We start from the raw sequence: 20,744 nt of genomic DNA on the forward strand, positions 1-20,744 counted from the left end.
CCGCTCGCCCGTCTTGCCGTCAGCGTAATCGCCTCCTACTCTGACTTCGGTCTACCGAAGTCAGATACGAAGGAGTGATGACTGGTGACTGCCGGTGAGAGCTATCGACGAAGTGCGGTCGCGGATTCCTGGGACGCGATCGTCATCGGATCCGGGATCGGAGGGCTGACTGCGGCCGCGTTCCTGGCCCGTACGGGAAAACGTGTCCTGGTGCTGGAGAAGCACAGCACCGCCGGCGGTGCCACCCAGGTCTTCAAACGGGCCGGCTACGAATGGGACGCCGGTCTGCACTACATGGGCGAAGTGCACCGGCCCAACGCCGGCCTGCGCAGGATCTTCGACCACATCAGCGGCGGAAAGCTCGAGTGGGAGCGTATGCCGGACGTCTACAACAAGATCGTCATCGGCGACCGCACGTACGAGTACCCCTCGGGGGCCACGCGGTTCAAGGAGCGGATGAAGGAGTACTTCCCGGCCGAGGCCGAGGCCATCGACCGGTACGTCGATCTTGTCTTCGAGGCGAACCGGGCCGCGAGCCCCTTCTTCGCGCAGCGCAGTCTGCCGCAGCCGGACGGCGACGCCCTCTACGACGACCTGTGCGGCCCCTTCCGGAGCTTCTCCGACCGCACGGTGACGGAGGTCCTCTCCGAGCTCACCGACGACGAGGAGCTCAGGGCGGTGCTGTGCGGGCACTACGGCGACTACTGCATGGACCCGGGCCGTGCGTCCTTCGGTATGCACGCCATGCTGATCCGGCATTACATCGACGGCGCCAACTTCCCGGTGGGCGGATCGGGCCGGCTGGCGGAGACGATCTGCGACGTGATCCGTGAGGAGGGCGGCGCGGTCCTGGTGGCGGCCGAGGTGGGTTCGGTACTGCTGTCGGAAACCGGCGAGGCCCGCGGGGTGTCCATGGCCGACGGCCGGAAGTTCCTGGCCCCGGTGGTGATCAGCAACGCCGGCGCGCTGAACACCATGACGCGGCTGCTGCCGAAGGAGGCCGACACCGCGGGCCTCGCCGACAGTTGCCGGGCCATCGGGCCCTCACTCACCTGGGTCGTCCTGAACATCGGCCTCAAGGAATCCGCCTCCTCACTGGGCCTTGACCCCGGCAACATCTGGGCACACACCGGCCCCGACATCGACGCCCAGGTCGCCGCCTACGAAGCCGATCCGCAAAGCCGCCCCATGCCGTTGTACTTCCTCTCCTTCCCCTCGGCGAAGGACCCGCAATGGGAGACACGTCATCCGGGCCGGGCCACCATCGACATCTGCGGCCTGACCGCCTGGTCCCTGTTCGAGCCCTACGCCGACACCGCCTGGATGAACCGCGGGGCCGAGTACGAGCAGCTCAAGGAACGCCTGAGCGCCGAACTCCTGGAGCAGGTGCTGCGCTTCTGCCCGCAACTCACCGGAAAGATCGACCACCTGGAGCTGGCCACCCCCCTGAGCTTCAACCACTTCCTGGGGCGCCGGCACGGCGACTTCATGTCCCTCGCGCACACTCCACAGCGGTTCGCCGACCGTACCCTGGGCACCAGAACGCCGGTGCCCAACCTGTTCCTCAGCGGGCAGGACGTCGTGGCAGCCGGAGTCAGCGGCGCCATCGTGGGCGGCGTCGTCGCCGCGTCCGCGGTACTGGGGCGTGACGCGCTCCAAGAACTGCCCACCGTGTGACCGCTCCCCCACGGCCAGGTCGCCGTACGAGTCCGCACCCCCACTTCGTGATGATCGCTGATGCCGCGAAGCCGCACACGCACGCGGACATGTCCACCCCCTCATAAGCCGCGTTCGACAAGAACGTGCTGAACGTGGTCGACCGGGAGCTGGGAGCGGACTTCGACGCCGACGCCTTCGACCATGTCGCCCTCTGGAACGCCGAGTGCGAGTGGATCGAGATGCGGCTGCGGTCCCGTAGGGACCAGACCGTGAAGATCCCGGCGCTCGACCTCGCGGTCGACTTCGCGGCCGGGAGGAACTGCGGACGGAGGTGTCCGCGGAGTTCAGGAAAGAGGGCGTGTGGTCCGAACTGGCCTCCATCGCGCTTGAGTTGACGCAGTGGTGGACGGATGAGGAGAGCCGCTTCGCGCTGTCGCTGAGTGGAGTGGCGTAGCCGGGTTCTTCGCCCCGCCGCCCCTACCCACCCCGCCCGCGAGTCCGTCGTTGTTGCTCGCGCAGTTCCCCGCGCCCCTGAAGGGGCGCGGGGAACTGCGCGAGAAGCCCCACCCACCCGCACCCGACAACGCACCCCTTCGGGGTCGAAGGGGCAGCGCCCCCGGGGATGGGAACGGGTAGGGGCGGCGGGGGCGATCAAAACCGACGTCTCGCGAAGTGGCATGGTCTGAGGCACCGTGGAATGACGTGTGGCGCACCGGCCACGGCGGAGTACGCGACAAGGAGAACCCGCATGACCGACCACGTTTACCGGGTCACCGAGATCGTCGGCAGTTCGGGCGAGAGCGTCGACCACGCCATCCGCAACGGCGTCTCCCGCGCCGCACAGACCCTGCGCAACCTGGACTGGTTCGAGGTGACCCAGGTCCGCGGGCACATCGAGGACGGGCAGATCGCGCACTACCAGGTCGGCCTCAAGGTCGGCTTCCGACTGGACGACGACACCGACTGACCGAGCGGCTCCGGCGGGCGCTCAGGTCCGCCCTTCCCGCTCCTGCGCCACCTTCAGCACACTGGAGCCGTCGGCCCAGCGTGCCCGTACGACCGTGAAGCCCGCGCGCTCCGCGTCCTCGCAGACCAGCTCGTCGTCGTCCACGAGGACGCGGATCTCGCGGGTCCTGGCGAGCCGGCGGAGTATCTCCAGCTTGGTGCGGCGGGCGGGCCTGCGGTCGTTGTCGCGGCGCATCCAGATCCGCCCCTCGGGCAGCCCGTGCGCGGCGAGCCAGGCGACGGTGTCGGGGCGGCAGCGTTCGGGGCGGCCGGTCAGATACACGACCTCGCACTCCTCCGCGCTCTCGCGCGCCAGCGCGACCCCTTCGGCCAGCGGCGGATCGTGCGGGGCGCCGGCGAAGAACGCGTCCCAGTCGCGCGGCTTCCGCTCCAGGAACCGCTGCCGGTGCGCGGTGTCGGCGAGGGTGTTGTCCAGGTCGAATACGGCGAGGGGCCGGTCGTTGTCGGTCACGGCACCAGCCTAGGCAGCAGATGACTCGTGTCGTCCGTCGTCGCTTCACACAACAACCACGAACTCCGCCCGTAGCTTTAAGTTTCAAACGTTACGCTCGTCATCTCTCCCCCCACACAGCACAGGAGAATCGGCGTGCCTGACGGTGAAATAATCGTGATCGGCGGCGGATACGGGGGCATCCGCCTCGCCAAGCAGCTGGACGAGGTCGGACGGGTCACCCTCGTGGACCGCAAAGAAGTCTTCTTCCATCGCATCGCCGCGCTGCGCGCGGGCGTGCACGAAAAATGGACTACGACGCCCTTCATCCCGTACGACCGGCTGCTGCGCCATGGCCGTGTCGTGGTGAACAAGGCGGTCGGCATCGACACCGCCGAGCGGCGGGTGAAGCTCGCCACGGGTGAGCGGCTGCCGTACGACGTGGTGGTCATCGCCACCGGCGCGGACTATCCGGAGCCTGCCCGTTTCCTGGGCACCACCACCGAGGAGGCGGGCAAGACGTTCGCCGCGCACCAGGAGAGCGTGGCGGCCGCCGGGCACGTCCTGGTCGTCGGCGGCGGGCCGGGCGGTGTGGAACTCTCCGCCGAGATCCGGCTGGCCCGGCCGGACGCGCGGGTCACCCTCGCGCACGCCGGGCCCGAACTGCTCAGCTCCACCGGCAGCAAGTGGGCCGGACGGCGGGCCCTGGCCTGGCTGGAGGCGCACGACGTGCAGGTACGGCTCGACTCGTTCATCTCCCCCGGGCCCGACTTCGGCACCTACCGGGACGGGCGGGGCAACCTCATCGAGGCCGACCTCTCCTTCTGGGCCAACGGCACCACGCCGAACACGCTCTGGCTGCGGCTGGCCGGGCACGGGGACTGGCTCAACGCCGCCGGGCACGTCAAGGTCGACCGGATGCTGCGGGTCGACGGGCGGCGCGACGTGTTCGCGGTCGGTGACGTGAACGACGTCAGCGAGCTGAAGGTCTCCCCCGTCGCGTTCGCCCAGGCGGACATCGCCGCCCACAACATCCGCGCCTATCTGGGGAGTTCGGGCAAGCACCGCAAGGAGCCGCGCCTGTACCGGCCGATCCGGCGGATCCCTATGATCGTGCCCCTCGGTCCGGCCGACGGGCTCACGCTCCTGCCCGTGCCGGGCGGCGAGACGGCCGTGCTCGGCGCCCGCACGTCCACGCTCGCGAAGGCGAAGACGCTGATGACGCCGTATATACGGAAGCAGCTCGGCTATACGGCGTGAGGTTCGGGGCGCTTCGGGGGTGGGGGGATGTGGCGGGTGCGGTCCGATGGGGGCTGGTCCCGCGCTTCCCCTCGCCCCTGGCCGGCAGGGGCTGAGTCCCGTGCTTGTCGGCCCGCAGGGGCCGTGTCCTTCAGGAGCGCGGGGAACCGCGTGACCAGCCCCCACCCACCGGCGGACAGACAACGCCGGGCTCAGTCGACCCGGGCCGCACCCACCGGCTCCTGCTCCTGCTCCTGCTCCTGCTCCACGAGGTCGTTCGCGTGGGCGAGGAAGTCGTCGACCATCCTGTGGAAGAGTCCCGCGAGCTGCTGGAGTTCCTCGGGCGACCACTCGGACAGCGCCATCTGCATACCGCGGACACCGGCTTCGCGGATGCGGCCTATGGCCTGCTTGCCGGCTGCCGTCAGTTCGATGCGCTGGGCGCGGCGGTCGTCCGGGTCGGGTACACGGGTGACGTGGCCGGTCTTCTGAAGCTGCTGGACCTGACGGGTGACGTGGGACGCCTCGACACCCAGGCGGTTGGCCAGCTCCCCCGGGCGCAGCGGCTCGGAGTCGGCGATCTGCCGGAGCAGGGCCACCGCGGCACGGTCCAGCGGCACCCCGGCCAGACTCATCAGCCGCTCGTGCGCCCGGGCCCGGGTGCTGAGGTAGGTGATGCGAGTGAGGGCTCGCTCGATCTCGATCACTTCCGGGGAAGCGGGGTCGGAGGGTAGCGGTGAGGGGGACATGGGATCTACTTTACCATCTTGTTGCCTGACTCAAGTAAGTTCATCGCCCGGGTAGCCCCCGCGACCGAACGGAGCCCCCATGTCCCTTCTCGCCCGCCCGGCGGTGGCCGCCCTCGCGGCCAAGGCGATGCAGCGTCTCCTGGCAGTGGCGAGCCGCCGGGCCAGTGGGCCGGGTTCCACGGCCCACTGGTTCGCCCGCCTCCCCGAATACGCCCGCACCACCCGCGAGTTGACGATACCGACCTCGTTCGGCCCCGCCCGCGCCGTGCTGTATCTGCCCGTCGGCACCGAGAACGCCCCTCCCCCGCCGGTCCACGTCAACTTCCACGGCGGCGGCTACGTCATGCCGCAGATCGAGCTGGACGACCCGCTGTGCCGGTGCCTGGCCGCCGAGGCGGGTGTCGCCGTGCTCAACGTGGACTACGTGGTCGCCCCGCAACACCCGTTCCCCGCGCCGCCCCGGCAGGCCTTCGAGGTCGTCCGGTGGGTCGCCGGGCACGGAGGCGCGCACGGCTGGGACGGCGAGCGGCTCTCCGTGGGCGGCCAGAGCGCGGGCGGCGGCCTCGCGGCGGCGGTGGCCCGCCAGGCGCTGGAGGAGGGTGGCCCGTCGATCGCCCTCCAGGTCCTGCACTATGCGCCCCTCGACCTCGCCACCGCCGCCCGCGACAAGCGGGCCGCGATCGCCAGGCCGATGCTGCGCCCGTGGATGGCGGACGTCTTCGACAGCGCGTACATCCCGGATCCGAAGCAGCGGGGCGACCGTCTGGCCTCGCCCGCGCATCCCTCGGACACCGCCGACTTGAAGGGCATCGCGCCGGCCTTCGTCGTCACCGCCGAGCACGACCTCCTCAAGGCCGAGGGCGTGGCCTACGCCGACCGGCTCCGCAGGGCCGGATCGCTCGTCGGCCACCACGACGTCACCGGCGCCGACCACGGCTACGACACCAGGGACGACGCCAGGGCCCGCGAGGTGTACCCGCTGATCGCGGAGCAGGTGCGGCGGGCGTTCGGGGAGGAGACCTCGTAGCCGGACGCTGGGTAGCCGTTCAGGAGGGTCGACATTCTGTCAATGATCTTGGCGACAGTCGAGCCGCGTCCGGTCCGCAGCGTGTCCCCTCAGTCGACCGGCGGTGTGCCGTGCGTGTGGAAGGACTCGATGGTCTTCAGACCCCACGCCTGGCCCTTGGCGCGCTCCGCCCGGGTCCAGGTGACGAGCGGCCAGTCGGGGGCGAGGACGAGCCGGGTGAGCGGGTTGCACAGCTCGACACGGTTGCCGCCCGGCTCGTAGACGTACAGGAAGAACGTCTGCTGGATGGCGTGCTTGTGCGGCCCGGTCTCGATGAACACGCCCTGGTCGAGGCAGAGATCGGCGGCCCGCAGGATGTCCTCGCGGGTGTCGGTGGCGAACGCGATGTGGTGCAGACGGCCGCGCGAGCCGGTCCAGTCCTCGGTGTGGACGACGTCGTACGACTTGTTGGTGAAGGTCAGCCACTGGGCGGCGACCTTGCCCGTGTCGAGGACGATCTGTTCGGTGGCGCGGGCGCCGAGCACGTCGCGGGTGAAGGCGGCGTTGGCCCCGACGTCGGCGGCGAGGAAGTTGACGTGGTCGAGGCGGCGTACGCCGACGCCGTGGCCCGGTTTGGCCTGGGGCTGGTTCTTCAGCCCCGGCCTGAGGTCGGCCGGTGCCTCGTACCACTCGCTCTCCCAGTACAGGGCGACCTCGTGGCCGTCGGGGTCGGTGGTGACGTAGAGCGGGCCGATGCCGGGTTCGTCCTCGACCCAGCGGCCCGCGCGCCCGGTGTTCTCCAGCTCCTTGACCCGGCGTCCCAGGGCCTCCTCGCTGGACGCCCGCAGGGCGGTGCGGCGGATGCCGTTGGTGGAGTGGGCGGTGAGGGTGAGGCTGTGGTGTTCGTAGTCGTCCCAGGTCCGCAGGTAGACCGAGCCGCCGGAGCGGCCGTTCTCGGTGAGGCCGAGGATCTCGGTGAAGAACCAGAGGCTGCGGTCGAGGTCGGGGGTGAGCAGTTCGACATGGCCGAGGTGGGCGATGTCGCCGAGCGGCGGGGCCATCGGTGACTCCTTAGGTGAGGAAGGAGGGGTCGGCGGGCCGGGGGAAGACCGAGCCGTCGAAGATCTTGCGGGCGGTGCGGACGACGGCGGTGCGGCTCACCGAGGGGCCCCCGTCGGGGCCGTACGCCACGTGGGTCTCGATGTCGAGGAAGCCGGTGGGGTGTTCGATGCGCAACCGGTCACCGGCGGGCGGGAGTCGGGCCGTGCCGTCGCCGACTCCGCCCTTCACCCGCAGCCCGGCGGCCACACTCGCGGCGCCGAGTACGCCGATCGAGGTGTGACAGCGCACCGGGATGAAGGTGCGGGTGGCGACCGCGCCGTCGTGCTGCGGCGGGGCGAGCAGGCTGAGCTTGGGCACGGTGGTGTGCTCGACGTCGCCGAGGCCCATCAGTGGGCCCGCCGCCAGCCTGATCTCGCGCAGCCGGTAGGCGAGCGCGAGATCCTCCTCCAGGTCCTTGGGGATCTCGTGGCCGGTGACCTTCAGCGCGCCGGCGGGGATCAGGACGGTCGGCATGCCGTTGTCCACGCAGGTGACCTCGGTGCCGGCGATGACGTCACGGGCGTTCCCGGTGGGCAGCAGCGGGGTGCCGCTCGGCGGGAACTCGATCATCACCGGCGCGGCCGTCCCCGGCACACCCGAGATCCCGGCAACCCCGGTGACCGCGATCCGGCCGCCGGGGGTGGGAAAGGTGGCAACGGCGAGGTCACCGCTGTTCAGCATGCGGATCCGTACGGACGTCTCCGGCCCGCCGACGCTCACCAGCCCGCGTTCGACGGCGAACGGACCGACTCCGGCGAGCAGGTTGCCGCAGTTCTGACGGTCGCTCACCTCCGGACTTTCGACGCCGATCTGGAGGAACAGGTAGTCGACGTCGGCCTCGGGATCGGCCGACACGGACACCACGGCCACCTTGCTGGTCAGGGGGTGGGCCCCGCCCAGGCCGTCGATCTGGCGCGGGTCGGGGCTGCCCATGACCCGCAGCAGCAGGTCGTCTCGGTCGGCCGGCTCGGCGGGCAGGTCCGCGGCGAGGAAGTAGGCGCCCTTGGAGGTGCCGCCGCGCATGAGCATGCAGCGGATCCCTTCGGACCACCACCCGGTCACGGCCGGGCCTTCTCGCCGCCGTGCGCCCTGTGCGGCCGCACGGCTCGGCCGCGCTCGCCGGCGTCCGTCGCGTACGACCTCACGAGTCCGCGCCCTCGTCCGCGTACTCCTCGTAGGACCGGTAGGTCACCCCGAGCCGGACGAGGGTCTCCCTCAACCCGTAGCGGTCCAGGCCGAGTTGGCCGTCTCGGAAGGCTGCACGGGAGGCGGCCTCCTTCCGCTCGCGGGCCTCGGAGGCCTCGGCCGTACGCCGGGCCCGCTCGCGGGGGACGACGACCACGCCGTCGTCGTCGGCGAGAATCACGTCACCGGGGCGGACGATCTCACCGCCGATGACCACGGGGACGTTGACGGAACCGCCGGTGGCCTTGACGGTGCCCTGTGCACTGACGGCGGCGGCCCAGGCGGGGAAGTCCATCGCGCGCAGTTCGGCGGTGTCGCGGATGCCCGCGTCGATGACCAGGCCTCGTACGCCCCGCCGCCTGAGCGCGGTGGCGAACAGCTCGCCGAACATGCCGTCGGTGGACGGCGAGGTGGTGGTGACGACGAGGATGTCACCCTCGCCGCACTGCTCGACGGCGGCGTGGATCATGAGGTTGTCGCCGGGCCAGGAGAGGACCGTGACGGCGGTGCCGACGATCCGGGTGTCCTGCTGGACGGGGCGGAGGCGGGTGCCGAGCAGGCCTGTGCGGCCCATCGCCTCGTGGACGGTGGCGACGCCGTACCGGCCGATCGCCTCGACGGCCTCGGCGTCCGCCTTCGGCGGGTTGGTGACGATCACGCCGCCCATCAGTCCAGCACCCCCGTGACCTGCGGGTAGGGGCGCATGTACGCCTCGGCCATGGTCCGGTGGGCGAGGCCCAGGTTGGGGCCCGCGTTGCGCTTGAGCTGGACGCCACGGCGTACGGCGAGGTCGGTGTAGTAGTCCCACAGGTGCCGCTGGGCGCCCAGGCACTCCATGGCCTTGCGCTTGGTCTCCCAGACCTCGGTGATGTCGAGGAGGACCTCGGGCTTGAAGCCGCACATCTCGGGCTGGTGCGGCTCGAAGAAGAACACGGGCGGGGCACCGATGATCTCGCCCTCGGAGGGGTAGCCGATGGCCTGCGCGAGCACCCGGGCGTCCAGGGCCATGCGGGCGGCGGCCGGGTGGTCCCCGTTGTAGGGGTCCTCCAGCGGGTGGGTGAGGACGACGTCCGGCTGGGCCGCGCGGTAGACGGCGACCAGCCGGTCGGTGAGTTCGGGGGTGCCGAGCAGCGGGTAGTCGCCGGCGTCGAAGAAGACGATCCCGGCGCCGAGGACGGCGGCGGCCTTCTCGGCCTCCGCCCGGCGGATCGCCTTGATCTCGTCGAGCTGCCGGCCCTCGCGCCAGGCCTTCGCGGACTCGCCGCGCTCACCGAAGGTCAGGCAGGCGACGGTGACCTTCTCGCCGCGCGAGGCCGCCAGGGCCATGGCGCCGCCGGCCCGCCACACGAAGTCCCCCGCGTGCGCGGTGATGACGAGTGTCGATCGTGGTGGGGCGGCGGCGGGTGCCGTGCCGTCGGTCATGTGTCGGCTCACTCCCTTTTGAGACTCGGTTCACCTTCGGGGCGCCGGAGCCCGTGTCGGGAGCCCGATCACGCTCGACCCTTCGGGCCTTTGCGCTCCCCCACTCTCGACTTCGCTCGGGCGGGAGGCGCCCCATCGACTCCCCGCACAGGCGCGCCCCTTCGGCTCACTCGCCGTGGTGGACGGACCGGACAGGCCGGAGCGTCGTGCGCGGCGCGGCTATTCACGCAGCGCGGTGATCACACTCGTGAGGTGGGCGCGGACGGCCTCCTCGGCCGCTCGCGGGTCCCTCGCCGTGATCGTCTCGATCATGGCCAGGTGTTCGCCCAGGGAGTGCTGGGGCCGTCCCGGCCGCAGCGCGAGCCGGAAACGGTGGCGCACCAGCTGGGCGTTGAGCCGTTCCAGCAGCTCCACCGCCACCTGCTGACCGGAGATCTCCCGGATGCGGGCGTGCAGTCGCTGGTTCAGCTCGGAGTACGTCACCGGCTCGCCGTCGGCCACGGCCTTGGTCATCGCCGTGCCGATGTCGGCCAGTTCGGCCAGCTCGTCGTCGGTGGCCACGGTGGCCGCCTTCGCCGCGCACAGCCCCTCCAGGGCCATGCGGCACTCGCTGATGGCGACCGCTTCCTCCACGCTCACCACCCGCACCCGCGAGCCCCGGTTACGGATCCGCTCGACCAGCCCTTCGGCCTCAAGATCGATCAGTGCCGCGCGGATGCTGGCCCGTGTCACACCGAACTGCTCGGCGAGTTCGTTCTCCACCAGCCGCTGGGCCGGTGCCATCTCGCCGTGCAGGATCGCCTGCCGCAGCTTCGCCAACGCAAGCTGTTTGGCCTGCTCTCCGGTGCCCGGACGGGCTTCCTCCTGCATTGCGCCCTCCCTGAGTGAGTGCCTTTCGAACGTAAATCCAGGCCAACAGAATTGTCAACAATTTTGTTCTCACTGAGTTCGCACTGTTCCCGGGTGACGCGCACCCGGCAGGATCACGGCTGAGGGGTGCTCCGGACCGTGGTGGACGCTCGGGGTGGACCGGCCGGGTCCGGGTGCGTCAGTGGCGCGGCACGCCTGCGTCACTGGCGGCGTACCCCTGCGTCACTGGCGGGGCACGCACATGCTCAGCGCGTTCGCCGCCACCACCGCGCCGATCGCCGCCCACTCCACCCGGCCGAGGCCCTGCCCGAGCATGATCCAGCCGGCCAGGGCGGCCAGGACGGGGTTGACGCTCATGAAGAGCCCGAAGACCTGGGCCGGCACGCGGCGCAGGGTGAACACGTCCGCGAGGTACGGCACGGCCGAGGCGAGGACCCCGGCGGCGATCGCGTAGCCGACGGCGCCGGCGGTGGGCGGCTGGCGGACGACCACGATGACGCCGACCGGCAGGAAGGCCAGGGCGGAGAGCCCGGCGGCGGCCGCGGAACCCTGCGCGCCGGGGATCCGGCGGCCGACCGTGCGGTTGAGGAGGATGTACGACGCCCAGCAGACGGCGGCGAGGAGACCGAGGCCCATGCCGAGGTAGTCGGCGGAGGGCCGCGGACGCATCAGGGTGATCACGCCGAGGGCGGCGATCAGCGCGCAGCACGCGTCCACCCGGCGGCGCGAGCCGGCCAGGGCGATGGCGAGCGGGCCGAGGAACTCCAGGGTCACCGCGAGCCCGAGACCGATGCGGTCGATGGCCGTGTACAGCGACAGGTTCATCGTCCCGAACACCAGCGCCAGCAGCACCACGGGCCGCCACTGCCGCGCGGTGAAGGACCGCAGCCGGGGCCGCCCGACGGCCACGAGGACGATCGCGGCGACGTACTGCCGGATCGCGACGACCCCGGCCGGCCCGAGCACCGGGAAGGCCAGCGAACCCAGCGCGGCCCCGACCTGGTTGGACACCCCGCAGCCCAGCATGGTGAGGACCCCGGCCAGGCGCTCCCCACCCGCCCCGGAAGCGGGGGCCTGAACCGTTGCCGAGGCCGGGGTGGGGGCGGGGGATGCGGGGACCGTACCGGAGGAGGCGGGGGCGGAGGCCGCGACGGTGTCCATGAGTCGATCGTGCGCCCGGACGACCGATGCCCAAAATGCATCCGTGTCCCGATCTATACGCTGGAGTCATGGATGGGACGCGGCAGCAGCGGGGCGACGACCCGGACCCGGCCGTCAGGGATGTGGAGCTGCGACATTTGCGCTGTCTCCTCGCGATCGTCGAGGAGGGCACCTTCACCGACGCGGCCATCGCGCTCGGCGTCTCCCAGGCGGCGGTGTCCCGCACCCTGGCCTCGCTCGAACGGACCCTGGGCGTACGGCTGTTGCGGCGGACCTCCCGCGAGGTGACGCCCACACCGACCGGCCTGCGGGTGGTGGCGCACGCGCGGCGGGTGCTCGGCGAGGTGGACGACCTGGTGCGGGACGCGACCTCGGGCCAGATGCGACTGCGGATCGGGTACGCCTGGTCGGTGTTCGGCCGGCACACGCTGACGTTCCAGCGCCGCTGGCGTGGCGCGCATCCGGCGACGGATCTGCAGTTCGTGCGGGCCAACTCGCCGACGGCCGGGCTGGCGGAGGGCTCCTGCGATCTCGCGGTGGTCCGGCGGGCGGTGGGCGACCGCCGGTTCGACTCGGCGATCGTCGGGCTGGAACGTCGGCTGTGCGCGATGGCGAGCGACGATCCGCTGGCCCGCCGCCGGTCGGTGCGGCTCGCCGACCTGAGCGGGCACACCCTGCTGGTCGACCGCCGGACCGGCACGACCACGACCGACCTGTGGCCGCCCGGCTCCCGTCCGGCGACCGAGACGTCGCGCGACGTCGACGAGTGGCTGACCACGATCGCGACGGGCCGCGCCATCGGGGTGACCCCGGAGTCCACCGCCAACCAGTACCGGCGGCCCGGTGTCGTCTACCGGCCGGTCCGCGACGCCGAGCCGATCGCCGTGCGGCTCGTCTGGTGGCGGGACGACCCGCATTCCGCCACCCCGACCGCCATCGAACTGCTGTCGGAGCTCTACCGCTCCGACTGAGCCCCCGCCCTCGGCGTCAGCCGCAGCACGGTGCCCTCGCCGTTGGCCGACAGGAGGAGGGTCCCGTCCGGGGCGGCCGCGAGGCCCGCGAAACGGCGGGCCATGCCGGGCATGATGTCCGCGAACAGGGCCGGTTCGGTGCGGGGGACGACACCCGGGGGCGGCCCGACCGGCAGGTCCTCCGCGTCGATCCGGCTCTCCCCCGTGGTGAGGGAGAGCGCGCGAAGCCTGCGCTGCCCGGTCTCCACCACGAACAGCTCCTCGCCCAGGACCGCCAGCCCCTGGGGGGCGCCGAGCCCGTCCGCGACGAGGGCCGTCCTGCCGTCCGCCTCGATGCGGAGCACCGTCCCGAGCCGTTCCTCGCTGACGTAGAGGCGGCCCTCCGCGTCGAAGGCCACGTCCGTGGGCCGGTCGAGGCCGTCGGCGAGCACGGTCACAGATCCGGTCCCGGATCCGGAGCCGGAATCGGAGTCGGAATCGGAGCCGGAGCCGGAGTCGTCCTCGTCCCCGATGGCCACGACCCGGCCCGCGCCCGTCTCGGCCACCACGAGCGAGCCGTCCGTTCCGACCGCGATGCCGATGGGCCGGTTCAGCCCCCGTGCCCGCTCCCGGACCGCCCCGCTCACGGTGTCGTACGTCTGCACCATGCCGAACTGCGAGGTGTAGTGCAGCAGTTGGCCGTCGGAGGTGATGCCGTGGGCGAACGGCATCAGGAGGTGGGTCCGCACACCTCCGGGCCCCGCCTCCAAAGACGCGCCGACCGGCTCGCCCTCGTCGGTGGCCGCCGGGCTCGCCAGCCGGTAGTGGTCGGCGGCGTAGACCGTACCGCCGAGGTCGATCGTCACGCCGTAGGGGCCGTCGAGGCCGCGGCGCACGATCTCGCGGATGCGGCCGTCGGGCAGCAGCTCGGTGACGCCGCCGCTGGCGAAGCTGGAGACGAACATGCGGTTCTCGGCGTCGAACGCCGCGTTGTCCAGGCCCTTCAGACCGCTGGTGACGAGCGTGCGGGTACCGCCGCCGTGCAGGTCGATGCGGGTGACGATGCCCTCGACGCCCCGGGAGACGACGTGCAGGACACCACCCTGGTCGAAGCGGACCGCGACCGGCTCGTGCACGTCCTCGGCGACCACCTCGGGCGTCCCGCCGTCCGGCGGGATGCGCCAGACCTGCCCGGTGATCATGTGCGGGTAGTAGATGTGGCCGTCCGGGCCGCGCTGCATCGCGTTGCCGAGGGCCAGGCCGGCGGTGAGCACCACCGGGTCGCCGCCGTCCGGGAACAGCTCCATCAGACGGCCGTCGGGCTTCATCTCGTTGATGAAGAGCCGGTCCCCGATACACGTGATGCCGTTGGGGTTGGTCACGTCGTCGGTGACGAGGCTGTACTCCCCCGCCGGGCTCCGCCGCCACACCCGGCCCGGCACCAGGTCGGTTATGTACATCGAGCCGTCGGCGCCGAAGGCGAGGTCGTCCGGCGACTGCACCGGGCTGTCCATCGGGACGACGACGTCGACGTCCCCGGACGCCGGGTCGACGGCGCTGATCTGCCCGGCGAGGAACTGCGCCACGTACAGCCGCCCGTCGGGGCCGAACGCGACCCCGTTCGAACCCCACAGCGGGTTGGGCGGGTTGAGGCGCCGTGCCTGCCAACGGGTGCTGCTGGTACGGAGTTCGCCGGTCTCGTCGTACCGGTTGGACCGGGCCGCCGTGCCCTCTTCCGAGGCGGTCGTCTCAGCGGTCATGTCCTCTCCCGCCCTTCTCACTCGGCGCCGACGAGCACGTCGTCCATGCCGCCGTCGGAGCGCCAGTGGCGGAGCAGTTCGTGGAAGGCGACCGGTCCGTCGCCGTACGACTCGCTGCGCTTCCTGGGCCGGCCCTCGTTGTTGTAGTAGCCGGGGGTGCACTCCGCCTGGAACCCGTGGAGGTCGGCGGCCTTCTCGCGGATCGTGGCGACCCAGGCGGCCTCTGCCTCGGCGGTCGGCTCGACGTACCGGGCGCGGCGCCTGCGGGCCTCGGCGACGACCTCGCCGACGTGGAGCGACTGCTGGTCGAGGATGTGGACGTAGTTGACGGCGCTGGCGTTCTGCATGGGGCCGAGCTGGAAGAGGTTGGGGAATCCGTGGCTGTAGAAGCCGTGGAGGGTCTTCGGGCCGGCCGTCATCCAGGTCTCCAGCAGACCGACGCCGTCCCGGCCGTACGCCGGGAGCCGCCCGGAGAGCAGCCCCGAGACACCGACCTCGAAGCCGGTGGCGAAGATGACGCAGTCCACCTCGTACTCGATCCCGCCGACCACGACGGCCTTGTCGGTGATCCGCTCGACGCCGTGGGTGTCGGCCGTGTCCACGAGGGTGACGTTGGGCCGGTTGAAGGTCTGCAGGTAGTGGTCGCTGAAGGTGGGCCGCTTGCACATGTAGCGGTACCAGGGCTTCAGCTTGTCGGCGGTCTCCGGGTCCTCGACGATCGTCGCCACGCGGTCGCGCAGCTCGTTCATCTTCTGGAAGTCGGCGATTTCGTATGCCCGTTCGCGCTCGGCGGCCGGTACGTCCGCGTAGGCGTCGGTCGGGATGAGCTTCTCCTGGAGGCGGGCGCTGCTGGTCCAGCCGTCGTTCACCAGGTCCGTGCCGGCCCGGACGCCGGTGACGGTCTTGAGGAAGTTGTCCATACGCTGCCGCTGCCAGCCGGGGGTGAGCGTCTTCGCCCACTCCGGGTCGGTGGGCCCGTTGCCGCGTACGTCGACCGTCGAAGGGGTGCGCTGGAAGACGTACACGTGCGCCGCGTCGGCCCCGAGGTGAGGGACGACCTGGATGGCGGTGGCGCCGGTGCCGATGACGGCCACCCGCTTGTCGGCGAGCCCGGTGAGGCCGCCGTTCGCGTCGCCGCCGGTGTAGTCGTAGTCCCAGCGGCTGGTGTGGAAGGTGTGGCCCTTGAAGGTCTCGATGCCGGGGATGCCGGGGAGTTTGGGCTGGCTGAGCGTGCCGCTGGAGACGACGACATAGCGGGCGCGGATGCTGTCGCCGCGGTCGGTGGAGACGGTCCACTCCAACTCGGTCTCGTCCCAGCGCAGTTCGGTGGCGACGGTCCGGAAGGCCGCGTCCCGGTAGAGGTCGAAGTGGCGGCCGATGGCCCGGGTGTGCTGCCGGATCTCCTCGCCCGGCGCGTACTTCCACTTCGGGACGTAGCCCAGCTCTTCGAGCAGCGGCAGATAGATGTACGACTCGATGTCGCAGTGGATGCCGGGATAGCGGTTCCAGTACCAGGTGCCGCCGAAGTCGCCGCCCTTCTCGATCACCCGGATCGACTCGACGCCCGCCTGCCGCAGCCGGGCCGCGGCCAGCAGGCCGCCGAAGCCGCCACCGACGACGACCGCCTCGACCCGGTCGTGCAGCGGTTCGCGGGTGAACTCCTGGTCGGCGTAGGGGTCGTCGTCGTAGGAGACGAACTCACCGGCGATGCGCTGGTACTGCGCGCCGCCGTCCGGCCGGATCCGGCGTTCACGCTCGGCCCGGTACCGGGCGCGGAGCGCTTCGGGATCGAAGCCCAGCTCCTGCGGGTCGGGGGACATGGGGCCGGGCGGAGTGTGGGGGGTGGACATCGGTGTCCTCTCTGCGGTCCTGATACGTCTGTTGTGGAGATGTGCAGTTGTGGTTGGTGCGGAGTTGTGGGTGGCGCGGAGTTGCAGGTGGTGCGGTGGTGCGCTGCAGTGCCGCGCCGTGGTGTCAGGCCGAACCGCCACGCCCATGCCGCCGGTGGGTGGCGGTGGCGGTGGCCATGTCACGCGACCGGTCGGGTCGCTGTTCCATCATGGTCGGCCGACTCCCGCACAGTCGCTGTGTCGTCGGATATCGCCTCGTGCCACAGCGCACCCGACGCGATGGCCTGCCGCCACTGCCGGATCGCCTTGGGCGGCATACCGACCGCGAGGGCGCCGGTGATCCGGTCGCCGGTGCGGTAGACAGCCACGAACCGGCGTTCGGCCAGGTCCCCGTCGACGACGGCGACCTCGTCGTGGCCGCGCAGATGGCCGTAGGCCTGAACCTTCATGTCGTACTGGTCGGACCAGAAGTACGGCACCGGCGCGAACGGCTTGCGCGCCTCGCGCCCGAGCAGGTTGCGGGCGACCGCCATGCCCTGCTCGCCGGCGTTCGTACGGTGCTCGACGCGCATCGAGGTGCCGAACAGCGGGTTGTACCAGCGGGCGACATCACCGGCCGCGTATACTCCCCCAGCCTCCGGCCGGGGGGACCCCCAGGCAGCCTCGCAGTACTCGTCGCACAGCACGCCGTCGCCGACAGCAAGGCCGCTGTCCGCCAGCCACTCGGTGTTGGGCAGCGAACCGACGGCGACCAGCACCTCGTCGGCCTCGACCGTCCCGCCGTCCGCGAGCCGCACCCCGCCCGCGGTGACTTCGGTGACGGTGACGCCGGTACGCAGGTCCACCCCGTGTTCGAGATGGGCCCGGGACAGCACCGCGCCGACCTGCCCGCCGACCGCGTGCGCCAGCGGCACCGGCGCCGGTTCGAGAAGAGTGACCTTCGCACCGAGCCGCCAGGCGACGGCCGCGGCCTCCGCGCCGAGGAACCCGGCTCCGACCACGACCAGCCGCGTCCCCGGTGTCAGCCGCTCCCGCAGTGACAGGGCGTCGCCCAGCGTACGCAGCACATGCGCGCCCTCACCGGGCAGCCGCCGCGGCCGTACGCCGGTGGCGATGACCAGCCCGTCGTACGGCACCGAATCGCCGTCGGCGAGCCGCACCTGACGTTCTCTCAGGTCGAGACCGGTCGCGGCGACCCCGAGACGCAGGTCCAGGTCGAGCCCGTCGAGGTGGGCCGGGGTGCGCAGGGTCAGCCGGTCGGTGTCCCACTCCGCCGCGAGGAGCTGCTTGGACAGCGGGGGCCGGTCGTACGGGGCGTGGGGTTCGTCGCCGACGAGGGTGAGCGTGCCGTCGTAGCCCTCGCGGCGCAGCGTCTCGGCCGCCGCGAGTCCGGCGGCCGAGGCGCCCACGACGAGGATCCGCCTCACTGGTCCACCAGTCGGATCGCGGCGGCGGGGCAGACCGCGATGGCCTCCCGTACGCCGTCCATGAGGTCGTCGGCGGGGTGCTCCTCCAGCAGGATCGCGACGCCGTCGTCGTCCCGCTGGTCGAACACCTCGGGAGAGGCCATCACACACTGGCCGGAGGCCACACACTTGGGCTCGTCGAGTTCCACACGCATGGGTTGCTCCTCAGTTCTCGGTACTTGTGGGGGTGTCACCAGGTCACGGGCAGGCACTTCACGCCGTACGCGGTCCCGGTGTGGTTGAACGCCAACTGTTCGACCGGGGCGGCGGGGCTCAGGGTGGGGATGCGCTTGTAGAGCGTGCCGTAGACGACCTGGAGCTCCAGACGGGCCAGGTTCTGGCCCAGGCACTGGTGGGGGCCGTATCCGAACGCGTTGTGCTGGCGGGCGGGGCGGCTCAGGTCCAGTCGCTCGGCCTCGGGGAATGCGTTCGGGTCCCAGTTGGCGGTCTGGAGGTCGAAGAGGATGCCGTCGCCCTTGCGGATGACCTGGCCGCCGATCTCGATGTCGTCCTTGGCCACGCGGCGCAGGCCCGTCTGGACGATGGAGAGGTAGCGCAGCAGTTCGTCGACGGCGCCGTTGATGACCTTCGGGTCGTCGGTCTCGCGCAACACCGCGAGCTGGTCGGGGTGCTCGAACAGGGCGAGGGTCCCGAGGCTGATCATCGTGGCGGTGGTCTCGTGCCCGGCGATCAGCATGGCGACGCCCATGTTGACGGCCTCTTCGTGCGCCATCTCGCCGCTCTTGACCCGGCCGGCCATCTCCGACAGCACGTCGTCGGCCGGCTCGGCGAGCTTCTCCCGGAACAGCGTGTCCAGGTACTGGCCCAGAGCACGGCCGGCCAGGCCCGCCTCCTCCGGCGAGAGGGAGCTGTCGAGGACACGGTTGCTGTTCTCCTGGAAGAACTCGTGGTCCCTGTACGGCACTCCGAGCAGCTCGGCGATGACCAGCGACGGAACGGGCAGGGCCAGAGCGGTCAGCAGGTCGGCCGGGTTGGGGCCGGCCAGCATGGCGTCGATCAGGTCGTCGACGATCTTCTGCACGGCCGGGCGCATCGCCTCGATCCGCTTCACCAGGAACGGCGCGTTGACCGAGCGGCGCAGCCGGGTGTGCTCGGGCGCGTCCGTGTTGGTGATGAGCTTCGGGGTGTGCGGGGCGATGGCCGCCCGGTGGGCGTTGACATGGGGGAAGTCCGGCTCGTGGTCGTCGTTGCTGACGCGCGGGTCCGTGAGCAGGGTCCGCTGGTCGGCGTGGCGGGTGATCAGCCACGGGGTGCTGCCGTTCCAGATCCGCACCTTGGTGATCGGCTGGTCACCGCCGCGCAGCTCCGCCGCGGCGGGCGGCGGTGCGAGCGGGCAGCCCGTCGCCCTGGGCATCGGGTACTCGGGGCACTGTCCGCTCGTGCCGGACGCGGCGTCGGTCAGTGTGTCGGCCATGGTCTCTCCTCGGTGGTGGGGGCTCCGGGGGGAGCGCCGGGGGATGCTTCGAGGGCCTCGATGAGCACATGCAAACAGATCGGTCTGACGGCTGCCGGTCAGTCACCTGACAGAAAGCTGACGTGACCCGGATCACAGTCCGGGGCGTGATGGCCAGTCGCGTGGGGCGAAGATTCGGCCACAACCAGCTTCCACCGGGCATGAGTTGCTGTCCATGGAATGTCCGGGGCCAGGGCTGCGGAGACGGAGACGGGTGGCGCCAGAGCAGTCTGGCGCCACCCTTCCGGCAGCCTCACGGGGGCCACGCGCTCCGATGCGTTCCGGACATATTTGCTTCTCGGAGTGCCCACGGAAACTACGCTCAGTATTCCTGGTCACCGGATCTGCCGAGCCAGTAGCCGAAGCCCCGGCGGGTGTGGATCAACGGGGGGACCTCGCGGTCCACCTTGCGGCGGAGGCGGGAGACCAACTGCTCGATGGCGTTGTCGCCGTGGAAGTCGCCCCACACGTAGCGGCCGATCTGCTCCTTCGACAGCACCTTGTGGGCGTTGACCAAGAGGTAGCGCAGCAGCCGGTACTCCGCCGGGGTGAGGTTCAACGCCCGGCCCGCGCGCAGGGCCTGACAGGCGGGGTCGTCCAGGACCAGGTCGCCGTACGACAGTTCGCTGTCCCGCCGGACGGGATTTCGGCCGCGCAGCAGGACCTGGGCGCGGGCCAGGACCTCGGCGATGCGGAAGGGCTTGGTGACGTAGTCCTGCTCTCCGAGGCCGACTTCCGGGACAAGCTTGCCGAGGGAGTCGTACTGCGTCAGGAACAGCACGGGTGGGCGGTGGGCCACGGGGCGGCGCTCCCTCCCCAGGTCCTCCAGGTCCGGCAGTGCCAGGTCGAGCACGACCAGGTCGAAGCGCTGCTCGGTGAGGCGTGCCACCGCGTCCGTTCCCGACTCCGTCGTGTGAATGCGGTATCCCGCCAACTCCAGCGTGGTGGAGAGTAATTCGGCGGTGTCCGGATCGTGCACCACGACCAGGACGTGCTGGCCCGCACCCCGGGGGAGCGACGGTTTTTCGCTGGCACTGCCGTACATGGTCAAGGCCATTCGCGTAGGGCTCTTTTCGTTGTGGCGGATGCGGATGCGGATGCGTGTGGCGTGTGGTTGTTCTCGCGGTTCCCCGCGCCCCTGTTGGGGCGCGCGTGGCCCGGGGTGTGGGTCGGGACCATGCCGGTGCGGAGAGCCCGTCGGTTTGGTGGCCTATTGCTCGGGGGTGGGCGGGGAACCGTCCTCCGGGCCGCCGTGCGCGACGGGCCGCCACGCACCGGCATGGCCCCTTCCGCCCCGGGGCGGCTTCTCGCCGTCGTGGCGGGTTCGGGTTCTCCGGGTCCGCCGCGATTCGCACTCCGCGCCCCTCGCCTCCCACTCGCGCCTCCGCACTCCTCG

19 protein-coding genes and 1 pseudogene are annotated in these 20,744 nt (G+C 71.2%); 6 read left to right on the top strand and 14 right to left on the bottom strand.

Features of this window, described 5'->3' with window-relative positions:
• Positions 1-84: 84 nt before the first annotated feature.
• The 3 genes and pseudogenes from OG622_RS08010 to OG622_RS08020 all read left to right on the top strand — a co-directional run bounded on the left by OG622_RS08010 (position 85) and on the right by OG622_RS08020 (position 2,626).
• Positions 85-1,677 (top strand): phytoene desaturase family protein, encoded by a 1,593-nt coding sequence (locus tag OG622_RS08010; protein ID WP_371574362.1) that lies wholly within the window; start codon positions 85-87, stop codon positions 1,675-1,677.
• Between the two features lie 134 nt (positions 1,678-1,811).
• A pseudogene (locus tag OG622_RS08015) lies at positions 1,812-2,113 on the top strand (L-histidine N(alpha)-methyltransferase).
• A 294-nt stretch (positions 2,114-2,407) separates the two neighbouring features.
• Positions 2,408-2,626, top strand: coding sequence for a dodecin (locus tag OG622_RS08020; RefSeq protein WP_371574363.1), 219 nt, complete (start codon positions 2,408-2,410; stop codon positions 2,624-2,626).
• A gap of 21 nt (positions 2,627-2,647) precedes the next feature.
• Here the strand turns inward: OG622_RS08020 and OG622_RS08025 are convergent, their stop codons facing one another.
• The gene (locus OG622_RS08025) at positions 2,648-3,136 is read right to left on the bottom strand and encodes a hypothetical protein (RefSeq protein WP_371574364.1); all 489 of its coding nucleotides are present in this window, start codon (positions 3,134-3,136) and stop codon (positions 2,648-2,650) included.
• Between the two features lie 135 nt (positions 3,137-3,271).
• Between OG622_RS08025 and OG622_RS08030 the strand changes: the two genes are divergently transcribed.
• Positions 3,272-4,375: an FAD-dependent oxidoreductase gene (locus OG622_RS08030; protein WP_371574366.1), complete on the top strand. Its 1,104-nt coding sequence runs from the start codon at positions 3,272-3,274 to the stop codon at positions 4,373-4,375.
• A gap of 191 nt (positions 4,376-4,566) precedes the next feature.
• Here OG622_RS08030 and OG622_RS08035 read toward each other — a convergent pair whose 3' ends face one another.
• Positions 4,567-5,103: a MarR family winged helix-turn-helix transcriptional regulator gene (locus OG622_RS08035; RefSeq protein ID WP_371574368.1), complete on the bottom strand. Its 537-nt coding sequence runs from the start codon at positions 5,101-5,103 to the stop codon at positions 4,567-4,569.
• 79 nt (positions 5,104-5,182) lie between these two features.
• On the opposite strand from OG622_RS08035, the gene OG622_RS08040 reads away from it, so the two are divergent.
• Complete coding sequence (locus OG622_RS08040; protein ID WP_371574370.1) at positions 5,183-6,130, top strand: alpha/beta hydrolase fold domain-containing protein; 948 nt, start codon at positions 5,183-5,185, stop codon at positions 6,128-6,130.
• An 89-nt stretch (positions 6,131-6,219) separates the two neighbouring features.
• Here the strand turns inward: OG622_RS08040 and OG622_RS08045 are convergent, their stop codons facing one another.
• The 6 genes from OG622_RS08045 to OG622_RS08070 form a co-directional block, all read right to left on the bottom strand.
• The gene (locus OG622_RS08045) at positions 6,220-7,170 is read right to left on the bottom strand and encodes a catechol 2,3-dioxygenase (protein ID WP_371574372.1); all 951 of its coding nucleotides are present in this window, start codon (positions 7,168-7,170) and stop codon (positions 6,220-6,222) included.
• A 10-nt stretch (positions 7,171-7,180) separates the two neighbouring features.
• Positions 7,181-8,239, bottom strand: a complete 1,059-nt coding sequence (locus OG622_RS08050) for a 4-oxalomesaconate tautomerase (protein ID WP_371574374.1) — start codon at positions 8,237-8,239, stop codon at positions 7,181-7,183.
• Between the two features lie 112 nt (positions 8,240-8,351).
• Complete coding sequence (locus OG622_RS08055; RefSeq protein WP_371574376.1) at positions 8,352-9,062, bottom strand: 4-carboxy-4-hydroxy-2-oxoadipate aldolase/oxaloacetate decarboxylase; 711 nt, start codon at positions 9,060-9,062, stop codon at positions 8,352-8,354.
• On the bottom strand, positions 9,062-9,817 hold the full coding sequence (locus tag OG622_RS08060; RefSeq protein WP_371574378.1) for a PIG-L deacetylase family protein: 756 nt from the start codon (positions 9,815-9,817) through the stop codon (positions 9,062-9,064). The genes OG622_RS08055 and OG622_RS08060 overlap by 1 nt, the downstream gene beginning before the upstream one ends.
• 219 nt (positions 9,818-10,036) lie before the next feature.
• A complete protein-coding gene (locus tag OG622_RS08065; RefSeq protein WP_371574380.1) occupies positions 10,037-10,687 on the bottom strand; it encodes a GntR family transcriptional regulator in 651 nt (216 codons plus the stop codon).
• A 222-nt stretch (positions 10,688-10,909) separates the two neighbouring features.
• Complete coding sequence (locus tag OG622_RS08070; protein WP_371574381.1) at positions 10,910-11,848, bottom strand: DMT family transporter; 939 nt, start codon at positions 11,846-11,848, stop codon at positions 10,910-10,912.
• 68 nt (positions 11,849-11,916) lie between these two features.
• On the opposite strand from OG622_RS08070, the gene OG622_RS08075 reads away from it, so the two are divergent.
• Positions 11,917-12,819, top strand: coding sequence for a LysR family transcriptional regulator (locus tag OG622_RS08075; protein WP_371574383.1), 903 nt, complete (start codon positions 11,917-11,919; stop codon positions 12,817-12,819).
• On the opposite strand, the gene OG622_RS08080 is transcribed toward OG622_RS08075, so the two are convergent.
• The 6 genes from OG622_RS08080 to OG622_RS08105 all read right to left on the bottom strand — a co-directional run bounded on the left by OG622_RS08080 (position 12,804) and on the right by OG622_RS08105 (position 20,393).
• Complete coding sequence (locus OG622_RS08080; RefSeq protein ID WP_371574384.1) at positions 12,804-14,558, bottom strand: hypothetical protein; 1,755 nt, start codon at positions 14,556-14,558, stop codon at positions 12,804-12,806. The genes OG622_RS08075 and OG622_RS08080 overlap by 16 nt on opposite strands.
• A 17-nt stretch (positions 14,559-14,575) precedes the next feature.
• A complete protein-coding gene (locus OG622_RS08085; protein WP_371574385.1) occupies positions 14,576-16,408 on the bottom strand; it encodes a flavin-containing monooxygenase in 1,833 nt (610 codons plus the stop codon).
• Positions 16,409-16,587: 179 nt separating this feature from the next.
• Positions 16,588-17,835, bottom strand: coding sequence for an NAD(P)/FAD-dependent oxidoreductase (locus OG622_RS08090; RefSeq protein WP_371574386.1), 1,248 nt, complete (start codon positions 17,833-17,835; stop codon positions 16,588-16,590).
• Complete coding sequence (locus OG622_RS08095; protein ID WP_371574388.1) at positions 17,832-18,029, bottom strand: ferredoxin; 198 nt, start codon at positions 18,027-18,029, stop codon at positions 17,832-17,834. Before OG622_RS08095 ends, OG622_RS08090 begins: the two co-directional genes overlap by 4 nt.
• A 35-nt stretch (positions 18,030-18,064) precedes the next feature.
• Positions 18,065-19,309, bottom strand: coding sequence for a cytochrome P450 (locus OG622_RS08100; RefSeq protein ID WP_371574390.1), 1,245 nt, complete (start codon positions 19,307-19,309; stop codon positions 18,065-18,067).
• 361 nt (positions 19,310-19,670) lie between these two features.
• Positions 19,671-20,393, bottom strand: coding sequence for a response regulator transcription factor (locus OG622_RS08105; RefSeq protein ID WP_371584030.1), 723 nt, complete (start codon positions 20,391-20,393; stop codon positions 19,671-19,673).
• Between the last annotated feature and the right edge of the window lie 351 nt (positions 20,394-20,744).

This window comes from Streptomyces sp. NBC_01314 (assembly GCF_041435215.1).
Taxonomy (GTDB): Bacteria; Actinomycetota; Actinomycetes; order Streptomycetales; family Streptomycetaceae; genus Streptomyces.